The 20,177-nt window shown below is 38.7% G+C and carries 22 protein-coding genes; 14 read left to right on the top strand and 8 right to left on the bottom strand.

Features of this window, described 5'->3' with window-relative positions; all coding sequences use genetic code 11:
- Genes GQR52_RS02950 through GQR52_RS02940 form a run of 3 tightly spaced genes read left to right on the top strand, consistent with a single transcriptional unit; the run spans position 1 to position 2,161 of the window.
- On the top strand, positions 1 to 345 hold the full coding sequence (locus GQR52_RS02950; RefSeq protein WP_165727391.1) for an ArsC family reductase: 345 nt from the start codon (positions 1 to 3) through the stop codon (positions 343 to 345).
- Positions 345 to 1,475: a succinyl-diaminopimelate desuccinylase gene (gene dapE, locus GQR52_RS02945; RefSeq protein WP_165727390.1), complete on the top strand. Its 1,131-nt coding sequence runs from the start codon at positions 345 to 347 to the stop codon at positions 1,473 to 1,475. Before GQR52_RS02950 ends, dapE begins: the two co-directional genes overlap by 1 nt.
- Positions 1,475 to 2,161, top strand: coding sequence for a M15 family metallopeptidase (locus GQR52_RS02940; protein ID WP_165727389.1), 687 nt, complete (start codon positions 1,475 to 1,477; stop codon positions 2,159 to 2,161). The genes dapE and GQR52_RS02940 overlap by 1 nt, the downstream gene beginning before the upstream one ends.
- A 23-nt stretch (positions 2,162 to 2,184) precedes the next feature.
- Here GQR52_RS02940 and GQR52_RS02935 read toward each other — a convergent pair whose 3' ends face one another.
- On the bottom strand, positions 2,185 to 3,054 hold the full coding sequence (locus tag GQR52_RS02935; protein WP_165727388.1) for a DMT family transporter: 870 nt from the start codon (positions 3,052 to 3,054) through the stop codon (positions 2,185 to 2,187).
- Between the two features lie 511 nt (positions 3,055 to 3,565).
- Here GQR52_RS02935 and GQR52_RS02930 point away from each other — a divergent pair.
- The 5 genes from GQR52_RS02930 (at position 3,566) to GQR52_RS02910 (ending at position 8,186) form a co-directional block, all read left to right on the top strand.
- A complete protein-coding gene (locus GQR52_RS02930) occupies positions 3,566 to 4,930 on the top strand; it encodes an adenine DNA methylase (RefSeq protein WP_165727387.1) in 1,365 nt (454 codons plus the stop codon).
- Positions 4,931 to 4,938: 8 nt separating this feature from the next.
- The gene (locus GQR52_RS02925; protein ID WP_007582549.1) at positions 4,939 to 5,364 is read left to right on the top strand and encodes a YcfL family protein; all 426 of its coding nucleotides are present in this window, start codon (positions 4,939 to 4,941) and stop codon (positions 5,362 to 5,364) included.
- Positions 5,365 to 5,375: 11 nt separating this feature from the next.
- A complete protein-coding gene (gene lpoB / locus GQR52_RS02920) occupies positions 5,376 to 5,996 on the top strand; it encodes a penicillin-binding protein activator LpoB (RefSeq protein ID WP_007375407.1) in 621 nt (206 codons plus the stop codon).
- 178 nt (positions 5,997 to 6,174) lie between these two features.
- On the top strand, positions 6,175 to 6,642 hold the full coding sequence (locus tag GQR52_RS02915) for a glycine zipper 2TM domain-containing protein (protein WP_165727386.1): 468 nt from the start codon (positions 6,175 to 6,177) through the stop codon (positions 6,640 to 6,642).
- Between the two features lie 272 nt (positions 6,643 to 6,914).
- The gene (locus GQR52_RS02910; RefSeq protein ID WP_165727385.1) at positions 6,915 to 8,186 is read left to right on the top strand and encodes an IS4 family transposase; all 1,272 of its coding nucleotides are present in this window, start codon (positions 6,915 to 6,917) and stop codon (positions 8,184 to 8,186) included.
- 248 nt (positions 8,187 to 8,434) lie between these two features.
- Here the strand turns inward: GQR52_RS02910 and GQR52_RS02905 are convergent, their stop codons facing one another.
- A complete protein-coding gene (locus GQR52_RS02905) occupies positions 8,435 to 9,652 on the bottom strand; it encodes a pyridoxal phosphate-dependent aminotransferase (protein WP_010554238.1) in 1,218 nt (405 codons plus the stop codon).
- A gap of 367 nt (positions 9,653 to 10,019) precedes the next feature.
- Entirely contained in the window at positions 10,020 to 10,364 is a 345-nt protein-coding gene (locus tag GQR52_RS02900) for an Hpt domain-containing protein (RefSeq protein ID WP_007582543.1), read from the bottom strand.
- 137 nt (positions 10,365 to 10,501) lie between these two features.
- Here GQR52_RS02900 and GQR52_RS02895 point away from each other — a divergent pair, with 137 nt between their 5' ends.
- Together GQR52_RS02895 and GQR52_RS02890 are read left to right on the top strand one after the other, a co-directional pair.
- Positions 10,502 to 11,098, top strand: coding sequence for a tRNA-uridine aminocarboxypropyltransferase (locus GQR52_RS02895; RefSeq protein ID WP_024590433.1), 597 nt, complete (start codon positions 10,502 to 10,504; stop codon positions 11,096 to 11,098).
- A 24-nt stretch (positions 11,099 to 11,122) separates the two neighbouring features.
- Positions 11,123 to 11,905, top strand: coding sequence for a CLCA_X family protein (locus tag GQR52_RS02890; RefSeq protein ID WP_165727525.1), 783 nt, complete (start codon positions 11,123 to 11,125; stop codon positions 11,903 to 11,905).
- Positions 11,906 to 11,953: 48 nt separating this feature from the next.
- Here GQR52_RS02890 and GQR52_RS02885 read toward each other — a convergent pair whose 3' ends face one another.
- Positions 11,954 to 12,517: a cysteine hydrolase family protein gene (locus GQR52_RS02885; protein ID WP_024592527.1), complete on the bottom strand. Its 564-nt coding sequence runs from the start codon at positions 12,515 to 12,517 to the stop codon at positions 11,954 to 11,956.
- A gap of 99 nt (positions 12,518 to 12,616) precedes the next feature.
- Between GQR52_RS02885 and GQR52_RS02880 the strand changes: the two genes are divergently transcribed.
- Entirely contained in the window at positions 12,617 to 13,540 is a 924-nt protein-coding gene (locus tag GQR52_RS02880) for a helix-turn-helix domain-containing protein (protein ID WP_165727384.1), read from the top strand.
- A gap of 229 nt (positions 13,541 to 13,769) precedes the next feature.
- Here GQR52_RS02880 and dcd read toward each other — a convergent pair whose 3' ends face one another.
- Positions 13,770 to 14,354, bottom strand: a complete 585-nt coding sequence (gene dcd / locus GQR52_RS02875) for a dCTP deaminase (RefSeq protein WP_010554233.1) — start codon at positions 14,352 to 14,354, stop codon at positions 13,770 to 13,772.
- Between the two features lie 6 nt (positions 14,355 to 14,360).
- Entirely contained in the window at positions 14,361 to 15,437 is a 1,077-nt protein-coding gene (gene apbC / locus GQR52_RS02870) for an iron-sulfur cluster carrier protein ApbC (protein ID WP_165727383.1), read from the bottom strand.
- A 187-nt stretch (positions 15,438 to 15,624) separates the two neighbouring features.
- On the opposite strand from apbC, the gene metG reads away from it, so the two are divergent.
- Both metG and GQR52_RS02860 read left to right on the top strand, forming a co-directional pair.
- A complete protein-coding gene (gene metG / locus GQR52_RS02865; RefSeq protein ID WP_007582537.1) occupies positions 15,625 to 17,646 on the top strand; it encodes a methionine--tRNA ligase in 2,022 nt (673 codons plus the stop codon).
- Between the two features lie 121 nt (positions 17,647 to 17,767).
- Positions 17,768 to 18,415 (top strand): bifunctional 4-hydroxy-2-oxoglutarate aldolase/2-dehydro-3-deoxy-phosphogluconate aldolase, encoded by a 648-nt coding sequence (locus tag GQR52_RS02860; protein WP_165727382.1) that lies wholly within the window; start codon positions 17,768 to 17,770, stop codon positions 18,413 to 18,415.
- An 81-nt stretch (positions 18,416 to 18,496) separates the two neighbouring features.
- Here GQR52_RS02860 and lepB read toward each other — a convergent pair whose 3' ends face one another.
- Positions 18,497 to 19,147 (bottom strand): signal peptidase I, encoded by a 651-nt coding sequence (gene lepB, locus GQR52_RS02855; RefSeq protein WP_165727381.1) that lies wholly within the window; start codon positions 19,145 to 19,147, stop codon positions 18,497 to 18,499.
- 183 nt (positions 19,148 to 19,330) lie between these two features.
- Between lepB and GQR52_RS02850 the strand changes: the two genes are divergently transcribed.
- Complete coding sequence (locus tag GQR52_RS02850; protein WP_165727380.1) at positions 19,331 to 19,831, top strand: fasciclin domain-containing protein; 501 nt, start codon at positions 19,331 to 19,333, stop codon at positions 19,829 to 19,831.
- Positions 19,832 to 19,912: 81 nt separating this feature from the next.
- On the opposite strand, the gene GQR52_RS02845 is transcribed toward GQR52_RS02850, so the two are convergent.
- The gene (locus GQR52_RS02845) at positions 19,913 to 20,164 is read right to left on the bottom strand and encodes a DUF2999 family protein (RefSeq protein WP_007582532.1); all 252 of its coding nucleotides are present in this window, start codon (positions 20,162 to 20,164) and stop codon (positions 19,913 to 19,915) included.
- Positions 20,165 to 20,177: the final 13 nt, after the last annotated feature.

Raw genomic sequence — 20,177 nt, 5'->3', positions numbered from 1 at the left:
ATGATCACTCTATACGGCATTAGCAACTGCGATACGATAAAAAAAGCTAAAAAACATTTAACTGATAACAACATCGAATTTACGTTTCATGACTACCGCAAAGATGGTGTAAATGAGCAAATGGTGAGTGAATTTGCAGACAAGCTCGATTGGGAACAAATCGTTAATAAACGTGGAACAACTTATCGCGCATTAACTGATGAGCAAAAACAGAGTCTAACTAAAGAAAGTGCTATCCCATTGTTGGTTGAACAACCTGCCATGATCAAACGTCCAGTACTGGTAAATAATGGCAGTTACCATTTAGGTTTTAAAGCAGCCCAATACGACGAGATTTTTAAATAATGACTAATGACGTAATTCAACTCGCCCAAGCGCTAATCCAACGTGAATCGGTAACGCCCGAAGATGCTGGCTGCCAACAAATGATAAACGATCGCCTTGCTGCGGTTGGTTTTAATATAGAATCATTATTTTTTACCGACACACTTAATACTTGGGCTCGAAAAGGCACACAATCGCCGCACTTTTGTTTTGCTGGTCACACCGACGTTGTACCAACAGGTCCTGAAAAAAATTGGCAACATCCGCCGTTTTCAGGATTAATAAAAGATGGCCTATTACATGGGCGTGGCGCTGCCGATATGAAAGGCTCGTTAGCTGCAATGCTTGTAGCAACCGAGCGCTTTGTTACTAAAAATCCTGATCATAAAGGTTCGATTTCTTTTTTAATTACTTCTGACGAAGAAGGCCCGTTTGTAAACGGGACTACTCGCGTAATTGATACATTAGAAGCACGCGGTGAAAAAATTGATATGTGCCTAGTAGGCGAACCCTCATCACGAGATGTATTAGGTGATGTTGTTAAAAATGGCCGAAGAGGTTCACTTACCGCTTACCTAACGGTTAAAGGCGTACAAGGTCATGTCGCCTACCCACATTTAGCACAAAACCCAATTCATCTAGCAACGCCTGCCCTTACTGAGCTTAGCCAAACTGTGTGGGATAACGGAAATGAATACTTCCCTGCTACCAGCTTTCAAATTTCGAATATTAATGGCGGCACAGGTGCTGGTAATGTTATTCCGGGTGATCTAGAAGTACAGTTTAACTTTAGATTTAGCACGCAAGTAACACATGAGCAACTCCAACAGCGTGTAAATGACATTCTACAAAAGCATAACTTAAATTATGAATTAAGTTGGATAGTAAATGGCTTACCTTTTATTACCGAGCACGGGCCGCTTGTTGATGCCACTGTTACAGCTATTAAATCAGTAACCGGTTTAACCACTAATCTAGAAACCACGGGTGGTACATCAGATGGTCGTTTTATTGCACAAACAGGGGCTAAAGTAATTGAACTTGGACCACGTAACGCCACTATCCATAAAGTAGATGAATGCGTAAGTACCGATGATTTAATAGCCCTTACCGACATTTACGAGCAAATATTAGAGCAACTTTTAACATAATGGATGTCACTCAACCAACACCAATAATGTGTATTACTGGCCAAAGTGATACACATTTAGCTGATATACAAAATCATCGCTTGCACAGCGCTATTACCAGCGACTTTTTAGAACTACAAAGTGCAGCCAAAAAAGCAGGATTTGAGCTTACTATTGCCTCAAGTTTTCGTGATTTTAATCGTCAATCAATTATTTGGGATAATAAGTTTTTAGGTATTCGCCCTGTTTTTAATAAACAGCAAGAGATTGTCGATTTAACTAAGCTAAGCGATAGTGATAAGTGTATAGCGATCATGCTCTACTCTGCATTACCAGGGGCAAGCAGGCATCACTTAGGGACCGATTTAGATGTGTTTGATAAAGCAGCAGTGAGTGATGACTATAAGCTGCAGCTAACACCTGATGAATATCAGCAAGGTGGTCCGTTTGCGCCTTTAAGTAATTGGCTTGATACTCACCTAGCTAAATTTGGTTTTTATCGTCCTTACCAGCATGATTTAGGCGGCGTAGCACCGGAGCTTTGGCATATAAGCCATATTAAGCAATCACAATTATTAGTGAATACGCTGAGCGAGCAAGTACTTTTTGAGTGCATAAAAAATAGTAAACTACAGGGCAAGCAGGCAATACTTGATAACTTACCCGCTATTTATACACGCTTTGTAACAAACGTGAGTCCCCCTTAAAAAGAAAATTAACTTAAATAATATTAAGCCTTCTTTTTATTTAAGATAAATACCAGCACCGCGCCTAATATTAACGAGCTTGCTATTACAAACTCCATTGTTACCTGCTCTGATAAAAACAAGACACCAGCAATGGCTGCAAGTACAGGTACACAAAGCTGCACAACAGCAGCTTGTGTACTTTTAAGCAGTGGCATAGCCACATACCAAACACTGTAACCAATTCCAGACGCTATCGCACCCGAGGCACATGCAAGTAACACCCCTTCAATACTCATATTTTTTAAATAACTCATACCAACAAGTAATAAAACAGGGATAGCCACTAAGCTTCTTATAAAGTTAAACCCCGTAGTACGCAGTGGCGATACGCACACTTTACCGCGAATACTGTAAATACCCCATGCCACACCACTGAGTGCCATAAGTGATGCACCTAATAATGAAGGTACAGCAGCAGATGGCAGCATTAAATATACAAACCCACCTAGCGCCACTATAAACGCGCACCACTGAAGCACACTCAACTGCTCTTTTTGATATATACCCCAGCCAATCATAGTGAGTTGCACGGCTGAAAACAAAATCAGTGCACCGGTGCCTGTATCCAGCTCTACGTATGCAATCGAAAAACAAAGTGCATAAACTAATAGGCTTATACTGCTTCGCCAGCTTCCTTTATCGCTTAAAATAGCGGGGTTAAAAGTGCCTTTTCGTTTTAAATTATGAGTATAAATAGCCATTATAATGCCCAAACACGCAGCACCACTGAGTAAGCGAATAACTGTAAAGTTCCAAGCATCTATATAGCCTTCGGCTAAAGCCATTCTGCAAAAAAGAGAGTTTGCAGCAAACGCAATTAAAGCAATTATTGTGTACAACGTAGCTTTCAAAAAAATTCCTTAGCAATAAAAACAAATTACAGCGTTATTTCAATTAATTAATTAACCTACTAAGCTAAAAACATTGTCATAAGCGCCTATAAAACCGCTTACTGAGCAGCACATTTAAACAGGATTGGTATAACTGTGCAAAGGGAGTATTTAGTTTTAATAAATTAGATTATTTATACTAAAATCTTAGCCGCATTTGCAAAATACGGTGTCTACAACACAAGATATCCTTTTAGTATTTTTCGTATACGACTTAGTGAATATCAATTACTTCATTTAAAAAATTCATTTATCATTACGCTTTAGGGATCATTGTATTCAATAAGACCAATAAAGTACCTTAAGTATTTCAATATTGTTACCCAACAAGAAAATTCACACTTTGTTCACCAATGTCATTTTATATTTCTTTATTAGCAGGCAGTTTTACTCTACGATTTTTTACAATATTTCACACATTTAGCTAAAAATAATATGTTAATGTATACAGGTGAATTTAGAGGAGTGCGCAGTGCGCCTAAGTATAATTTTAAGCTTTTGTTGTATTTTAAGTGGGTGTAGCACAATGGGCTTTAATGACCTATTTAATGACTATGCCACGCAAATGACACCAATAAGAAATGCGATCGAGAAAAACAATATCGAAGAAGCGCAATCCCTTATTGCCGATAATAGCACCATGCACAGCAGCTACTTACTCAACCAACTTGAGCAAGCTCGCTTAAACGACTTAGCCAATATGCCACAAGAGGCACAAGGTAAATTTGAGAACGTGTATACGCAAATGCAAAAAAAACGTGAAGCCGCCAAAATACAAGTAAGTGCGGGGCTTGAGCAAAGCAATGCGTTATTTACTAACGACTCAGCCATAACTTATGTGCCACCGGCTTACGAAATGAGTATGCTTCATAGTTATAAAGCACTTAACTACGTGTATAAAAATGATGTAGAAGGCGCTTTGGTCGAAATTCGCCGCGCTAATAAAGTACAAGTTGATGCACTAAGCGAAAATAAAACAGATGGCGACTCAACAGTTAAAGAAGCGCAGCAGCACTACCCTAGCATGGGCAATGTAACCAGAGATGTAAAAAATGGCTTTCAAAATGCCTACACATTTTATTTATCTGCTTTGCTTTATCAAAGTGCTAAACAGTATGACGATGCTTATATTGATTATAAAAAAGCACTGGCTATACAACCTAACAATATTTATTTACAGCAGGACGTAATGCGCCTTGCTAAAAAACAAGGGTTTGACCAAGACCTAAGTGAATTTAAAAAACGTTTTAGTGATGCACCCACAATTTCTGCAACGCAAGGCGAAGTAATTGTTTTATTTGAACAAGGCTTAGTACCAAAACAAGATGAATTTAAACTGCGCTTACCAATTTATTCATCACGCGGCGATGCACGCTTTTACAGCCTTGCAATGCCAGTGTATAAAGATAATGCCTATGTGCGCCGCCTTAATAATATAAACATAGATGCACAAAGCATAGAGCTGAGCCCATTAGTACACATTGAAGCACTTGCAGCAAAAACATTAGAAGATCAAATACCTGCAAAAGTAGCTCGCCAAGTACTCAGATTAGTAGCTAAAGAGAAAGTGCGTGCAGAACTTGCTCGCAGTGCCGGTGATGTAGGTAACATACTTGCTAATATTTATAATTTGGCGTCTGAGCAAGCTGATACACGTAGCTGGCTTACACTTCCAAATCAAATAAGTGTTGCAAGGCAAAGCCTAAATACAGGTGAGCATTCTCTGCATATAGGCACACAAGCACCTATAAATTTTACCGTTAGTAAGCAAGGGTTAACGTTAATTTACTTAACCTCCGTTAATAACTACTTTAATTACCACGTAGTTCAACTTTAGGAGCCATCATGAAATACATAGCGCCATTATTAGCAGTCTTAATGCTCAGTGCATGTTCCAGCAAACCGGTTACATCGGGTATTTCTGTTGAACAAAATAAAAACCAGTTTAATGAGCAATTACGTGTAGATAACCCAGAGCTCGGTAAAAAGCTGGCCATTACTGATGTTAAAACACGTCAAACCAACCAGTTGACCGATGTAGTAGTGACACTTTCGAGCCAGTATAAAAAATCACAGTATTTGCAGTATCAATTTAATTGGTTTGATAAAGACGGCTTTGTTATTAAAGGCAATCATTCACCTTGGCAAGCACTTACCTTATTTGGTTTTGCAAAAACACAATTACCGGGCTTAGCACCTAGCTCTGATGCGGTTACCTTTTCTTTAGCAGTAAGAGAAGTGTCTACCGAATCACAAGAATTTAAAGATTAAAGGAAACAACCATGATCATCAGTAACAAATTTAAAACAGCATCAACTTACGCTTTAGTTGGCTTGAGCGCTTTAGTATTAAGTGGCTGTGCTAATAAAGCCGTAGTAAGTTATGGCGATGCACAAGCAGTAGAAACAACCGATATTAATTTTGGTTCTACCGACTTACAAAAAGTAGCGAGCCAAATGACCGACTCATTACTCAGCTCACCTGTTGTTGGCACAATGACCGCTAATAAACGCCCTGTAGTATTTGTTGAGCGTATTAAAAATAAAACCAGCGAGCACATTGATACAGAATCAATCACCGATTCAATCTCAACACAAATGCTACGCAGCGGTAAGTTCCGTTTTGTAGATATGACCCGTGTTGAGTCAGTACGTGAGCAATTAACGTTTCAAAACGAAGATGCCCTTGTTAACCCTGCAACAGCCGTTGCATTTGGTAAACAAATTGGCGCGCAATATATGTTATACGGAAACTTATCAAGCATCGTTAAATCAAATGCCGACAAATCAGACGTATACTATAAATTTACGATGCGTTTAATGGATATGGAAAGCGGCCTAGTTGAATGGGCAGACGAAACTGAAATTCGTAAAACGAAAGAAAAATCAACCTTTGGCTGGTAGCTAATACCAATCTGCTTATATATGGGGTCTATTTAACGTTAAGAAAATTACGCTAGTACTAGGCAAAAATTTTTGTATTTAGTTGTTCTAAATAAAAAATTTTTAACGACGTTATAGCACAATTTAATTCGTTAAATTGATCAAAGTTTTATGCAGGTTGGTATAAAAGGAGCAAGTTATGAAAGCAATTGCTGTAATTATGTGCGCTTTACTTACAATAAGCGCGCCTACGTTTGCTAAATACGAGCGCAATAAAGCAGTCCCTGTGCAGCAAGTTTTATTTGGTGACGTAAAATCGGTACGCAATATTACCGAACAAGAAATCATTCAAGACAAAAATAACGGCTGGAAAACCTTCGGCGGTGCATTACTCGGTGGCGTAGTAGGCAACCAGTTTGGTGGTGGTAGCGGCCGCACAGTAGCAACAATATTAGGTTCGGTAATTGGCGGCAGTGTTGCACATAATAGGCAGCAGCAAAGTCATTATCAGCAAAATTACTTTGTAGAGTTATTAATACAAGTTGAAAATGGCGACCAGTTTATGGTTGTTCAAGATCAGGACCAATCAATGCGTTTTAGCAAAGGCGATAACGTAAGATTAGTGTACTTGAACGACAACACAGTGCGTGTAGATAAAGCGTACTAGGACGTGCTGAACTTTGGTGGTTGAATTTGCAGCAGAATGTTTGGTATTTAGACAAGGCAGAGCCTATGAACTGTGGTTGTTCCCTATAAATAGGCGATAACGCAGCATAAATGCCAAACATGCGCTGCCCGAAGGGTTCTGCCTAGCGGCAATTAACTCTTTGTTGCCTACATGGATGTCATAGGTAAGATCTTAAGAAATTGAGTTGAAGCTCAATTCATGATCAAATGGTTGTTACCACACAAACCACAGAATCAAGAAAAGAGCTTCAAATGAATGCTAACATTTTTATTAATAAGTTAAAAAGTATCCTAAGTGAAAAAAAACTGAACCGACTTGGTAAACAAGTAGCATTTACTAAAAGAGAAAGAAATATTACCGCATTTCATATGGTTGTTAGTCTTGTTGCTGCGCTTGGGGATAAAAAAACGATCTATTTATCCGAAATATTAAGAGTTTATAATCAGCTAACAGGGCAGTCTATTAAGTATAAGCCTTTTCATAACCAGTTAGTTAAACCTGAACTAGCTGAACTAATGCGAGAGGTAACAAATAGAGTTTTTAATTGTTGGATAAATGATGCGCTTAAGTACACGAAAAAAGATTTGTTCAAGTTTGAGAATATTTTAATTCAGGACGGTAGCTCTATTATGCTTCATCGTTCTTTAAAAGATGTTTTTCCTGGGCGATTTTCAAATACGTGTCCAGCAGCGATTGAATTGCATGCGACTTTAAATTTAACGCAAGGTTGCTTTGAAAAAGCAGCTATAACACCAGACAGTTACTCTGAACGTGAAGAACTTCCAACATTTAAAGAGTTGAAAGGACAGTTGTTACTTGCTGATAGAGGGTATTATTCAGGTAGTTATATTCATGAATTAGATAAAGCAGGAGGATTTTACGTATTAAGAGCGAAGGGATTAAAAGCAGTAAGAGTACATAATGCTTTTAAGCAAAATGGTCAGGAATTAACAGGAAGTCATTCCCCAAAGTTATGTGAATTGCTCCCCGAATTACCTAAAAATGATCTTATTGATATGAATGTTAGCATAAAAAACAAGCTAACAAGAGTCGTTGGGTATTGGTCAAAAAAAGAAAAACAATATACATTTTTAGTCACTAATTTATCTATTGATGAATTTACAGCGACTGAAATAGGCAAATTATATAGGTTACGCTGGCAGGTTGAATTACTTTTTAAGGAGTGTAAGTCTTATAATAATTTACGCGGCTTTCAAACATCAAACGCAACCTTACAAGAGGCGCTAATTTATGTAAGTTTAATAGTAACCACGCTTAAAAGGTTTTTAACTGGCTGTATTGAAAAGATATTCAAAACTGAAATGTCTACAATGACAGTAGCAAAAACAACGGGTGTTTGGTGGATTGGCATATTAACAGCGATTATTAGGAAGCATAGGAAAGGATTGTTAAATGCAGTTAATGGAGCATTTGACTTTCTGAGGAAAAATGCAGCTAGGGCGCACCCCAAACGCGATCGAAAAACAGGAGTATTGCAATATGGGGTAGAGCCAAATTTTTAAGGCTGTACTAAATATTTTTCTTAAGTACCTACCTATGACATGGATGTAGGTAAGGGGCGTGAGCAGGACGCGGAAGCTTTGCTCGGTTTTTACTTAGCCCACTAGGTTACAAACCTCGCGTCGCGATTTAATCGCCCCTAGATTGAACAAATTTCAATCCACAAAGATCAACACGCCCTGTTAATATATTCATGACTAAAGTAAAAAACGAGCCAAATTTGGCTCGTTTTTTTATTATTTTTTAATAACTATACTTGGCGATAATCTTTAAAAAAGCGCTTCATTTTTAACATCGCATCCGATAAATCATCTTTGCTTGGTAAAAAGACCAACCTAAAATGATCAGGATCTGGCCAATTAAACGCCCTGCCATGCACAAGTAATATTTTTTCGGCTTTTAGCAAATCGTACATCATCTTTTCATCATCTTTGACGTTAAAAAGTGCTGTATCTACTTTGGCAAACGCATAGAGTGCGCCTTTAGGTTTTTTACAACTAATGCCTTCAATATCATTTAATCCACGCCATGCAATATCACGCTGCTCATATAAGCGCCCACCCGGGTTTATTAGACTATCAATTGATTGCACGCCGCCAAGTGCTTGTTGAATCGCATACTGCGCAGGTACATTGGCGCACAAACGCATAGATGAAAGTATTTCTAGGCCTTTGCGTAAATCATCCATTACCGAGGTACGACCGCTTAGAACCATCCACCCCATTCTCAGCCCCGCTGCACGGTATGTTTTTGCTAAACCATTAAAAGTAATAATAGGCACATCGTCGCAAAGTGAGCCGATTGAAGTATGCGTTATACCATCGTATAAAATCTTTTCGTAAATCTCATCGCTCAATAACAGCAGTTTATGTTCACGCGCTATATCAATTAATTGCATTAACAAATCATCACTGTAAACCGCACCAGTAGGATTATTAGGATTAATTAATACCAGAGCTTTAGTTTTAGACGTGATTTTACTTTTTATATCTGCAATGTCCGGAAACCAATCTTGCTCTTCATCACATAAATAATGCACGGGATTACCACCCGATAACGTGACCGAAGCAGTCCAAAGTGGATAATCTGGAGCAGGAATAAGCACTTCGTCGCCATTATTTAATAGCGCTTGGGTGATCATCTGAATAAGTTCGCTTACGCCATTACCAATATAAATGTTATCTACATCTAAATTATGTAATCCACGTTGTTGATAGTGTTGATAAATAGCCACGCGGGCAGAATAGAGGCCTTTAGAGTCACAGTAACCTTGGGCTGAATATAAGTTGCGGATAATATCTCGGTGCATATCTTCTGGCATATCAAAACCAAAAGCAGCCGGATTACCTATATTCAATTTTAATACTTTTTGACCTTCGTCTTCCATTTTTTTAGCTTGCGCTAAAACCGGCCCACGAATGTCATAACATACACCTTCTAATTTGTGACTCTTTTTAATATCAGACATTTTTACCTCTTTAGGGCGTATTGACTTTATGGATTAAATTTGTTCAACCTAGGGGCGATTTAATCGCGGCGCGAGATTTGTAACCTAGTGGGCTAAGTAAAAATTGAGTAACAAAGAGAAAATAGCCCCTAGGAAGAACCCTCTGGGCAATGCGTGTTTGGATTTTATGTGTTGTTATCGCCTATTTATGTGGGAAAACCACACTGCATAGGCTCTGCCTAACCTAAAAACCAAACACTCGTTGCAAATTCAATCCCGAAAGATCAACACGCCCTAGTGAGTCTTTAGACTAACCTAGTAAAGGCGTAAAATGCCAGCCTATTTAAACGCTTAATACTGAAATAAATTCACGTTTCAGTTTCAATAATTAACGAGATGCTAACCATTCATTTAGCTTAGCTTGAGAGCCTGTTACTTGAGCCATTAAGCTATTAGATGCGTCGATGGCTTCAGCTAAGTTATCTAGGTTTAAATTTTGTTCAATAACGCGAGATACTTCAGCAAGGCTTGAAGCACCAAACTGAGCAGCGTTAGATTTTAAGCTATGAGAATGACGAATCGCCGCTTCTCTGTCTTTTCCAATGGTTGCTAAAACTTCAGAGCCTAAACGCTCAAACTCCGAGCAGCAAAAATCAAGTGTATCAGCAAACTGCTCACCCAATAACGATTCCATACTCTCTAATGCTGATGTATCAATATTTATTTCTGTCATATTTTAAGCCCTTAAAACAATCCATGTAAATTACAGTTTAATAGTACTACTTTATATTGATGCGTAAAAAAAACCAACTTAATTACCTCATAAATGTATAATTGCGAGGATCATACTGGCAACAAAAAGTTTATTAAATGGCACGCACACTTTGTAATCATTGTAACTTTGCACTTAACACCTGTATTTGCAGCGCAATTACAAATATAAACAACAAAGTTAAGGTTATTATTCTACAGCACCCAAGCGAAGAAAAAATAGCAAAAAATACCGCTAAACTACTCAATTTGTGTCTAACTGATTGCCAAATAGTCAAAGGCGAAAATAATGACGACTTTTCTATTCTTAAATCACTGCCCGTAAGCTCAACTGTTTTGCTCTACCCTAACGAAAACGCTATTAATTTAGACGATAGCGCTGAGCAATCTAATATAAAAAACATCACCCATTTAATCGTGGTTGATGGTACATGGAAAAAAGCCTACAAAATTTTGCAGCTCACCACATTGCTAAATCAATTCAAAACGGTCAGTTTTAAACAGTTACCTAAAAATCGTTATGCTATTCGTAAAGCCCCTAGGGCTGACAGCCTATCCACACTTGAAGCTGTAGCGCATAGTTTGTTTTTAATAGAGCAGCTAAATCCTGCACCACTTTATAATGTGCTTGATGAATTAATACAAAAACAAACCCAACACATGCCCGAGCACGTAAAAGCACGTTACTTAGATTAAATTCGTTACTATATGAAACTTGCAATGCGTAACTACCCTAACAGGCTAAAACGTGGCTTTACTCGCCAAGGCCCCGACTATCGCTTTGACGACCAAGTCGACTTTAGCGATATAAGAGATACCTTTGGCTTTAGATCAATGGTCGTCGGTAAATGGGTAACTAAAGAAGAGCGCTACATTAGCGCTAATTTAATTTACGATGCACTGGCCGACCTTGCACAAATACTGCATTTACCGCCCAAAGCTATTGGTCTTCGTGGCAAACTTAATTTTGCATTTGGGCATGGCGGTCAAAAAGGTGTACAAGCGCATTATAATGCAGCTTCTCAAACGCTTGCCCTTGCAAAAAATGCAGGCGGTGGTGCACTTGCTCACGAATGGTTTCATGCGTTTGACCATCATATAAGCGAGCATTTATTTGCAGCAAAACCACGATTTGGTTTTGCCTCAAAATTATGGCTTTCAAACACGCCTAATTTATCGCATCCACTTAATAATGCTTTGAACAGTTTTTATAAACATGTATTTTTAGATGAGCACGGCGTTGATGCAAATAACTTTGTACAAACGTGTATAGAACACGATAAAGCCCACAATATGAATTATATGAGCATGCCAGAAGAGCTTGCAGCACGGTGTTTTGAAGCCTGTATTGAGCAGCATTCAAATATAAAAAATAGCTTTTTAGTGGGGGGCTTACAAAGTAGTAATTTAATATACCCAAATATTGGGCATATTAATAAAGCAAATGAAGCGCTTAACCAGTACTTTGAACTACTGGGTTATGCGCTTCATAAAATGGATTAAATCAGCTCTTAAAGTGATGCTTAGCTAAACCATTACCTGTACTAATGGTTAGCGAACTAAATCTAGTAATTTGTCTGTGCTCTGAACATTACAATAACCAAAGCTCAATGCAGCCATAAATGCATGATGAACATTATGTGCAGATACTACCACCCCATTAAATTCAAGATCTAATGTAGCACAAGCATCATGTGCTACATGACATTCATAGCCAAAATCTACTGCAGCACGAGTGACAGCATCAATACACATATGGCTCATAGCACCAACAATAATCAACCTTTCAACGTTGAGCTCTTCTAGTACTCTTTGTAAATCTGTATCGCGAAAACTATTTATTTGATGCTTTAAAACGACCGGCTCACCTTCAATTGGAGTAACCGTAGGATGGATTTTCGCACCATCAGAGTTAGGCACAAAGAACGGAGCCTCGTCAGAAGGAAACTCATGACGAACATGAACTACAGGCATACCATTATCACGAAATTGAGCTAGTAGTATTGCTGCATTTTCTGAGGCTTTTTCAGTTCCAGACAGAGGCCATTTAGCTCCTTCGAATGTAGAGTAATAATCGTTTTGTAAATCAATAAGTAGTAATGCTATGTTAGACATAATAATCTCTCTTATGTTGTTTAGGTTATCTGTTGAGACTATTATGCAAAACATCAACTCATTACACCGATGGCGAAATAGCCATAAATCAGTTTAAAAATGACAAAGCATGTTCAGATCACAATTATCGACTACCCCAACGCCCTACAAAGTGCAGTACAAGGCTTTAAAGAGTTATTTTTTTTGGCAAACAGGATAGTTATAGAAAGCCAGCTTGAAGTTCAGTTCTCTGTAAAGGTCATTCAGCCCGATATAGATTTAGATGGGATGAGCCAAAATGATATTATTATTCTCCCACCAAACTTAGATGGTGATTATTTCTTCACGCCTCAACCCAAGTTGTTGCAATACCTCAACGAGGCTCATCAAAAAGGGACTATATTATGCTCTGCTTGCGCTGGTGCATTTATACTTGCCAAAACAGGCTTATTAAATAATCGTGTTGCTACAACACATTGGCAATTAGCTGATGAATTTCATGAGGCATTCCCTAAAGTATCTCTTGAGATTGAAAGTTTACTAATTAATGACGGTGATATTATTAGCGCAGGTGGGCTGATGTCATGGATTGATCTAGGGCTAGAAATCGTGGCTCAATTCACAAAACCACACGTTATGCGTACACTTGGAAAGTTTCTTATCGTTGATACGGGTAGAAGAGAACAACGCTATTACGGTAGTTTTTCGCCAAAACTTAATCACGGGAATAAACAAATATTACTAGTTCAGCATTTCATTCAAGCAAATTATAGTAAAACACTGAATGTTTCTGTACTAGCAGCTTTGGCCTGTATGAGCGAGCGAACATTTCTTCGACAATTTACCAATGCCACAACATTAAAGCCGATACAGTATATTCAAAAAATAAGAGTGCAAAAGGCATGTGAGCTATTAGAATCGACCACTCACAGTTTTGAGCGAGTGGCTCTGAATATTGGCTATGACGATGTAAACAGTTTTCGCAAAGTATTTATTAAGATAATCGGATTAAGCCCTACGGCGTTTAAAGAAAGATTTGTTTGAATAGATAGTACCAAAGGGAAGAATCATTAATTACCGTTGTATTCTCACTTCACTATTAAAATAAATGGCTATTATTGTAAATATTGAATTAAAGGTATAAAGCTTTCATCTTTATACTTAGCAAACTTGTTGCACCCACTTAATAAAGCAAATGAAGCGCTTAACCAGTATTTTGCACTACTGGGTTATGCGCTTCATAAAATGGACGAATAAAAGCTTTATTTAGTGGTTACTTATCGTCACTAATGCGACTTGCTACTGCGCTGTTTTGATCTTTATATTTTGCGTCTTTACGAATATTGTATGGGTTTGCACACGGGCCCGATAGCATTTCAAAGCTCATAGCACCAATTTTCATCAGTGGGCGAAGCGCCAGTGGTAATTTACCTGAGTTGTAAAACTCTAACACAATATTACCGCTCCAGCCTGGGTCGATTCGGTGCGCAGTTACATGCACCATTAAACCTAAACGCGCAAGCGATGAGCGTCCATCTAGCCACCCTACTATGTCTGCTGGCAGAGTTACTTTTTCGTGTGTAATAGCTAGAGCAAGTTCACCTGGGTGTAAAAAAAATGCTTCACCTTCATCCAGCACTATTTCTTCACTCATGATTGATTCCATGGCTTTATTTAGCTGATCTTTTGGACCACTCAAATCGACGTATGCCGCGTTGTGCGCATTAAAGGTTCTAAATTTATTACCTAAGCGTAAATCGGCAGTAACACCTGAAATCATATCGCTTGTAGGTGCAGGCTCAATAACAATGCGGCCATCGCTTAAGTATTCATTAATATGTGTGTCTGAAAGTCTCATTATTTATTAATCTTCTGTAATCACAATTTCAATCGGATTGTGATGCTGTTGATAATAGAGCGTGCTGGCTATAAGCCTCGCTGCTGCGCTGTATGTTTTGCTTATTGCGGCGTCGTTATCGTTAGCAATAAGTTTGCCCTGCTCAGAGTATTCTCGAATATCTATAGCAAGAGGAATATGGCTAAGTACGGGTACGCCGTGCTTGTGCGCCAATTTTTGTGCGCCGTCTTTACCAAATACGTGGTTAGCTTCGCCGCAATGGCTGCAAATGTAATAACTCATGTTTTCAATTAAGCCCAGCACTGGCACGTTTACTTTATTAAACATGGCAATGCCTTTTTGCGCATCGGCAAGGGCTAAGTCTTGCGGCGTAGTGACAATAACAGTGCCGCTCGCTGGTACTTTTTGGCTCATTGTAAGTTGAATATCACCAGTGCCCGGTGGCATATCTACAATTAAGTAATCAAGCTCGCCCCAATCAGTCTCGTTAAGCAATTGGCTAAGCGCGCCTGACGCCATTGGCCCGCGCCATACGGTGGCATCATCGCTTGGGACTAAAAAGCCAATTGACTGCGCTTTAATGCCATTGGCATCAAAAGGCTGTAGCTGTTTGTTATCTTTAGTGACGGGCTCTGCGCCCACTAATCCTAAAAGCATTGGGATAGATGGGCCATAAATGTCAGCATCTAAAATACCCACCTTTGCGCCTTCATTTTTAAGCGCGCCTGCCAAGTTAACAGCAGTAGTCGACTTACCTACCCCACCTTTGCCTGAGGCAATAAGTACAATATGTTTAATCGCTTTAAACTTAGCCGCCTCTTTAATGATAACCTTGGCGCTAATAGTTACAGGCACATTTAAGCTTTCACATACGTGTTGCTCAACTAAAGGCATTTCTGATTGCCCAGCAAATGGCAGAGTTAATTTGATTTGTAGTGATTTATCGTCATTTTGAGTAATAGTATTAATGAAGCTTTCGTCAATACCCACGGCAAAAGCCGCACTGCGATATGCCGCTAAGGCAGTAATAATCGGTTGTTTTTGCACCGATTTAGAAGAGAATAGTTTCGACAGTCCAAACATAGCAATTAAATAGCGTTTCTTTGATGAAAAGTGCCACGGAATTATGTAACATTCAGGGCATTAACACCAGTCAATTAATAAAAATCCATAAGCTGTGTGCACTCTAAGCAAATAGCTTGTAGATAAATTAATGATAATTGCCGTTTGTATAATAAAAACGGCGTTTTATCCTCAATTCGGAATGATTATGACGCAGCGAAAGATCCTGATTACCAGCGCATTACCTTATGCAAATGGCCCTACTCACTTAGGTCATTTATTGGAATATATTCAAACTGATATTTGGTCACGTTTTCAAAAACTACAGGGCCACGAAGCTTATTATGTTTGCGCAGACGATGCCCACGGCACGCCAATTATGCTTAATGCGCAAAAGCAAGGGATCACGCCTGAAGAAATGGTAAAACAAGTGAGCATAGAGCGTCAACGCGACTTTGCTGACTTTAATATCAAATTTGATAACTACCACAGCACGCACAGCCAAGAAAACAAAGAATTAAGCGAACTTATTTATAACCGCCTAAACGATGCCGGTCATATTAAAAAGCACACTATTTCGCAATTATTCGATCCAGAAAAAGGTATTTTCTTACCCGATCGTTTTGTAACTGGTACTTGCCCAACGTGTAAATCTGAAAACCAAAACGGCGACAGTTGTGATTCGTGTGGTGCTACATACAGCCCTACCGAACTCATTAATCCGCGTTCTGTAATGTCAGGTGCAGAGCCTGTACTTAAAGATTCTGAACATTACTTTTTTGACCTGCCAGCATTTGAAGGCATGCTAAAAGAGTGGTTACACTCGGGCACTATTCAACAAGAAATGGCTAACAAGCTAGACGAATGGTTTACCGATGGCCTGCAGCAGTGGGATATTAGCCGTGATGCGCCTTACTTTGGTTTTGAAATTCCAAATGCACCGGGCAAATATTTTTACGTTTGGTTAGATGCACCTATTGGTTACATGGCGAGCTTTAAAAACCTATGTGATAAAAAAGGCATCAACTTTGATGAGTTTTGGGCTGAAGGTTCAGACGCTGAGCTTTATCACTTTATTGGTAAAGACATCATTTATTTCCACAGCTTATTTTGGCCAGCAATGTTAGAAGGCGCTAATTTTAGAAAGCCAACTAACGTATTCGCTCATGGTTTTGTTACTGTAAATGGCGAAAAAATGTCTAAATCAAAGGGTACGTTTATTAAAGCGCGTACTTATTTAGATAACTTAAACCCAGAGTACTTACGTTACTACTACGCAGCAAAATTAAGCAGCGGTATTGTTGATCTTGATTTAAACCTAGAAGACTTTGCACAACGCGTAAATTCAGACCTAGTAGGTAAAGTAGTAAACATAGCGAGCCGTTGTGCTGGCTTTATTACTAAAAAGTTTGATGGCAAGCTAAGCAGCACTATTATGCAACCAGAGCTGTTAGCAGAGTTTCAAGCGGCTGCACCTAGCATTACAACACACTATGAGAACCGCGATTACAGCCGCGCAATTCGCGAAATAATGGCGCTTGCCGACAAAGCAAACCAATTTATTGATGGCGCAGCACCTTGGGTATTAATTAAAGACGAAACTAAGCAACAAGAAGCACACGAAGTGTGTTCTCTTGGTCTTAACTTGTTCCGCGTTTTAATTACTTACTTAAAACCAGTGCTACCAGAAATGGCCGACAACGTACAAGCATTTTTAAATGACGACCTTGCATGGGACGGCGTTCAAAATGCTCTCGTAAGCCACCCTATCAATAAATTTAAACCGTTAATGCAGCGTGTTGAAATGGATAAAGTAAATAAAATGGTTGAAGAATCTAAAGAAAGCTTAGCGCCAAAAGTAACTATTGACCCTAACAGCCCACTTGCAAAAGAGCCGATTAGCGACGAAATAGAATTTGATGACTTTGCAAAAGTAGACTTACGCGTAGCTAAAATCGCTAAAGCAGAGCACGTAGAAGGCGCTGATAAACTACTTAAGCTAACACTTGATTTAGGCGGCGAAACTCGCCAAGTGTTTGCAGGTATTAAATCAGCTTACGCACCAGAGGACCTCGAAGGTAAGTTAACCGTTATGGTCGCTAACCTTAAGCCTCGTAAAATGCGCTTTGGTATGTCTGAGGGCATGGTATTAGCAGCAGGTCCTGGCGGAAAAGAAATTTATATTCTTAACCCAGATGACGGCTCAGAGCCTGGTATGCGCGTAATGTAATATTACTCATACAATAAAAACCGCTGATACATCAGCGGTTTTTTTATGGGCTTCCCTATTTGCTTTATAAGCATTATTTAAATAATATCAGTGTATTAAAATATTTTTTAGATCAACAACCATGACCAGCAACCTTGATACCCAAAGACTAAATACCAGTGCGCTAATCAAGCAATATAAGTTACTCGCAATCTTACGCTTAAAACAACAAAGCGACGTAGCTCCATTAATTGATTGCTTAGTTAATGCAGGCATAAACGCACTCGAAATCACTTCAAACACGCCTGGCTTTGAGCAAGAAATAACAAAAGCACGCGCAGCTCATAAAAACGCACTTATTGGTGCAGGCACAATAATTAACACCACCCTTGCTCAGCAAGCAATTGATGCAGGCGCGCAGTTTATTGTAACGCCAAATACCAACAAATCGGTTGTCGAACTTGCCCACCAGCACGGGTTGCCGGTATTAATGGGCGCGCTAACACCTACCGATGTAGCAAATGCAATTGAATATAAGGCAGATATTATTAAGGTATTTCCTGCGGGCAGTATGGGCGTTGGTTACTTTAAAGCATTAACAGGTCCATTTTCAGAAGCACAATTAATACCTGTTGGTGGTGTGAATTTAGATAATTTATCACAATGGTTTGAAGCAGGTGCTTGTGGCGCGGCAGTAAGTGGCGATTTTTGTAAGGTATTAAATACCGAACAAGAGCGTAGCCACCTTACCAAGCTTGTAAAAAACTATATAAGTAAACTGCCTAAATAGGCAGTTTATTTTATTTATAAAATAGCCAAATGTGTGCTCATAAAATTTGATTGGGCGCTATACAAAATTAATTACTACTAATTAATTCAGCTTTTTCAATACGCGATCTTTTCTTGGTAGGTAATAATTATCGTAATCAAGTGACACTATAACGCGTTCTGCTTTTCCTAATAACTCGTTACGCGGAATTAAACCTATTACACGCGAGTCAGCGCTATTGTCGCGGTTATCGCCCATTGCTAAGTAATAATCATCAGGAATTGTAATTGCATCAAACCCCGATAAACGTGAAGGAATATTTGCCACTCTTATCGAATGCTCTAATCCGTTTAAATTTTCAATTTTATCAAGCGAGTCTATGTTGCTTCGCTGATCTGCATAATTAAGTTTTTTACCATTAATAATGAGCTCATTATTTTCAAGCGCAACGGTGTCTCCTGGCACACCAATTACACGTTTAATTAAACGGTTATCGGCAGCTTGTGAGTCAAAAACAATAATATCACCAGCTTGTGGATCCGCTAATTTAAGTAATTTTATGTGCGTAAATGGGACGCGAATATCGTAGGCCATTTTATCGGTAAGTATTCTGTCACCTTCTTGAATTGTCGGTTTCATTGAGCCTGTTGGCACTTCGTACCAATCGGCAACAGCGCTTCTAAATACGCTCATCAGTGCAATAAATACGATAAGAGAGCGGTTATTTTTCCAAAACTTATAAACTAATTTCATGCCTATTCCCTTCAATTGAACAAGTCTTTAATTGAGTAACTATTTATATGACTTTGCTAACTAGCTGCAGTTCAATCAATGATGTAACAAAACATGTTGACTACTAATTTTAATTGATCGATTAAATTTAGAGCGTCGTAACATTTAACGAAACCAACGGGTATTAACTTAAAGGAAAATAAAATGTTTAAGAAAATTACTACTGCATTATTGTTTACAACTGCAAGCCTTGGATTTACTACAATGGCTTATGCTGATCATCATGGTATGAAAAAAGACGTTGTTGAAGTAGCCGTTGAAAATGGTTCGTTCACTACTCTTGTTGCTGCTGTTAAAGCCGCAGGTTTAGTTGAAACACTGCAAGGTAAAGGACCATTTACTATTTTTGCACCAACAGATGCTGCATTTTCTAAATTACCTGAAGGCACTGTTGAAATGCTACTCAAGCCTGAAAACAAAGACAAGCTAACGGCGGTATTAACTTATCACGTAGTGTCTGGAAAAGTGATGGGAGCCGATGTAATGAAGGTAGACAGTGCGAAAACACTACAAGGCCAATCAGTTATGGTTAAAGCCGACAGCATGGGCGTAATGATAAATGATGCTAAAGTTGTAAAAGCTGATGTAAAAGCAAGCAACGGCGTAATTCATGTTATCGACACCGTACTACTTCCAAAAGAGTAGTCATAAAAGAATAAGTCAAATAAAAAAGCATAAGTAAATACTTATGCTCTTTTATTTATTTTTGTTTCATCACATAAAAAATTATTGATTTAGTTTTTCTTTCGCTTCTTTTACTTTTTCAAAATCTAAACCAAGTTCGTCAGTCGCTTCTTTAATAAGGTGCGGTTGAGTCATTACGACTGCCATTAGTTGCTGTAGTTTTTCTGGCGGAATACCAAGCTCTTGAACAAGCGCCATTGCCATCATTGGGTTTTGAGTAAACGCTTCAAACAATGCTTTTACTTTTTCGTCGCTTACATTGTGCTCTTTAAGTATTGCTAGTATTGGATTCATTATTAAACCTTAA

It is taken from the genome of Pseudoalteromonas sp. 31A1 (assembly GCF_011378815.1).
Lineage (GTDB): Bacteria > Pseudomonadota > Gammaproteobacteria > Enterobacterales > Alteromonadaceae > Pseudoalteromonas > Pseudoalteromonas arctica.
This window is presented reverse-complemented; position numbering and strand designations above follow the sequence as displayed.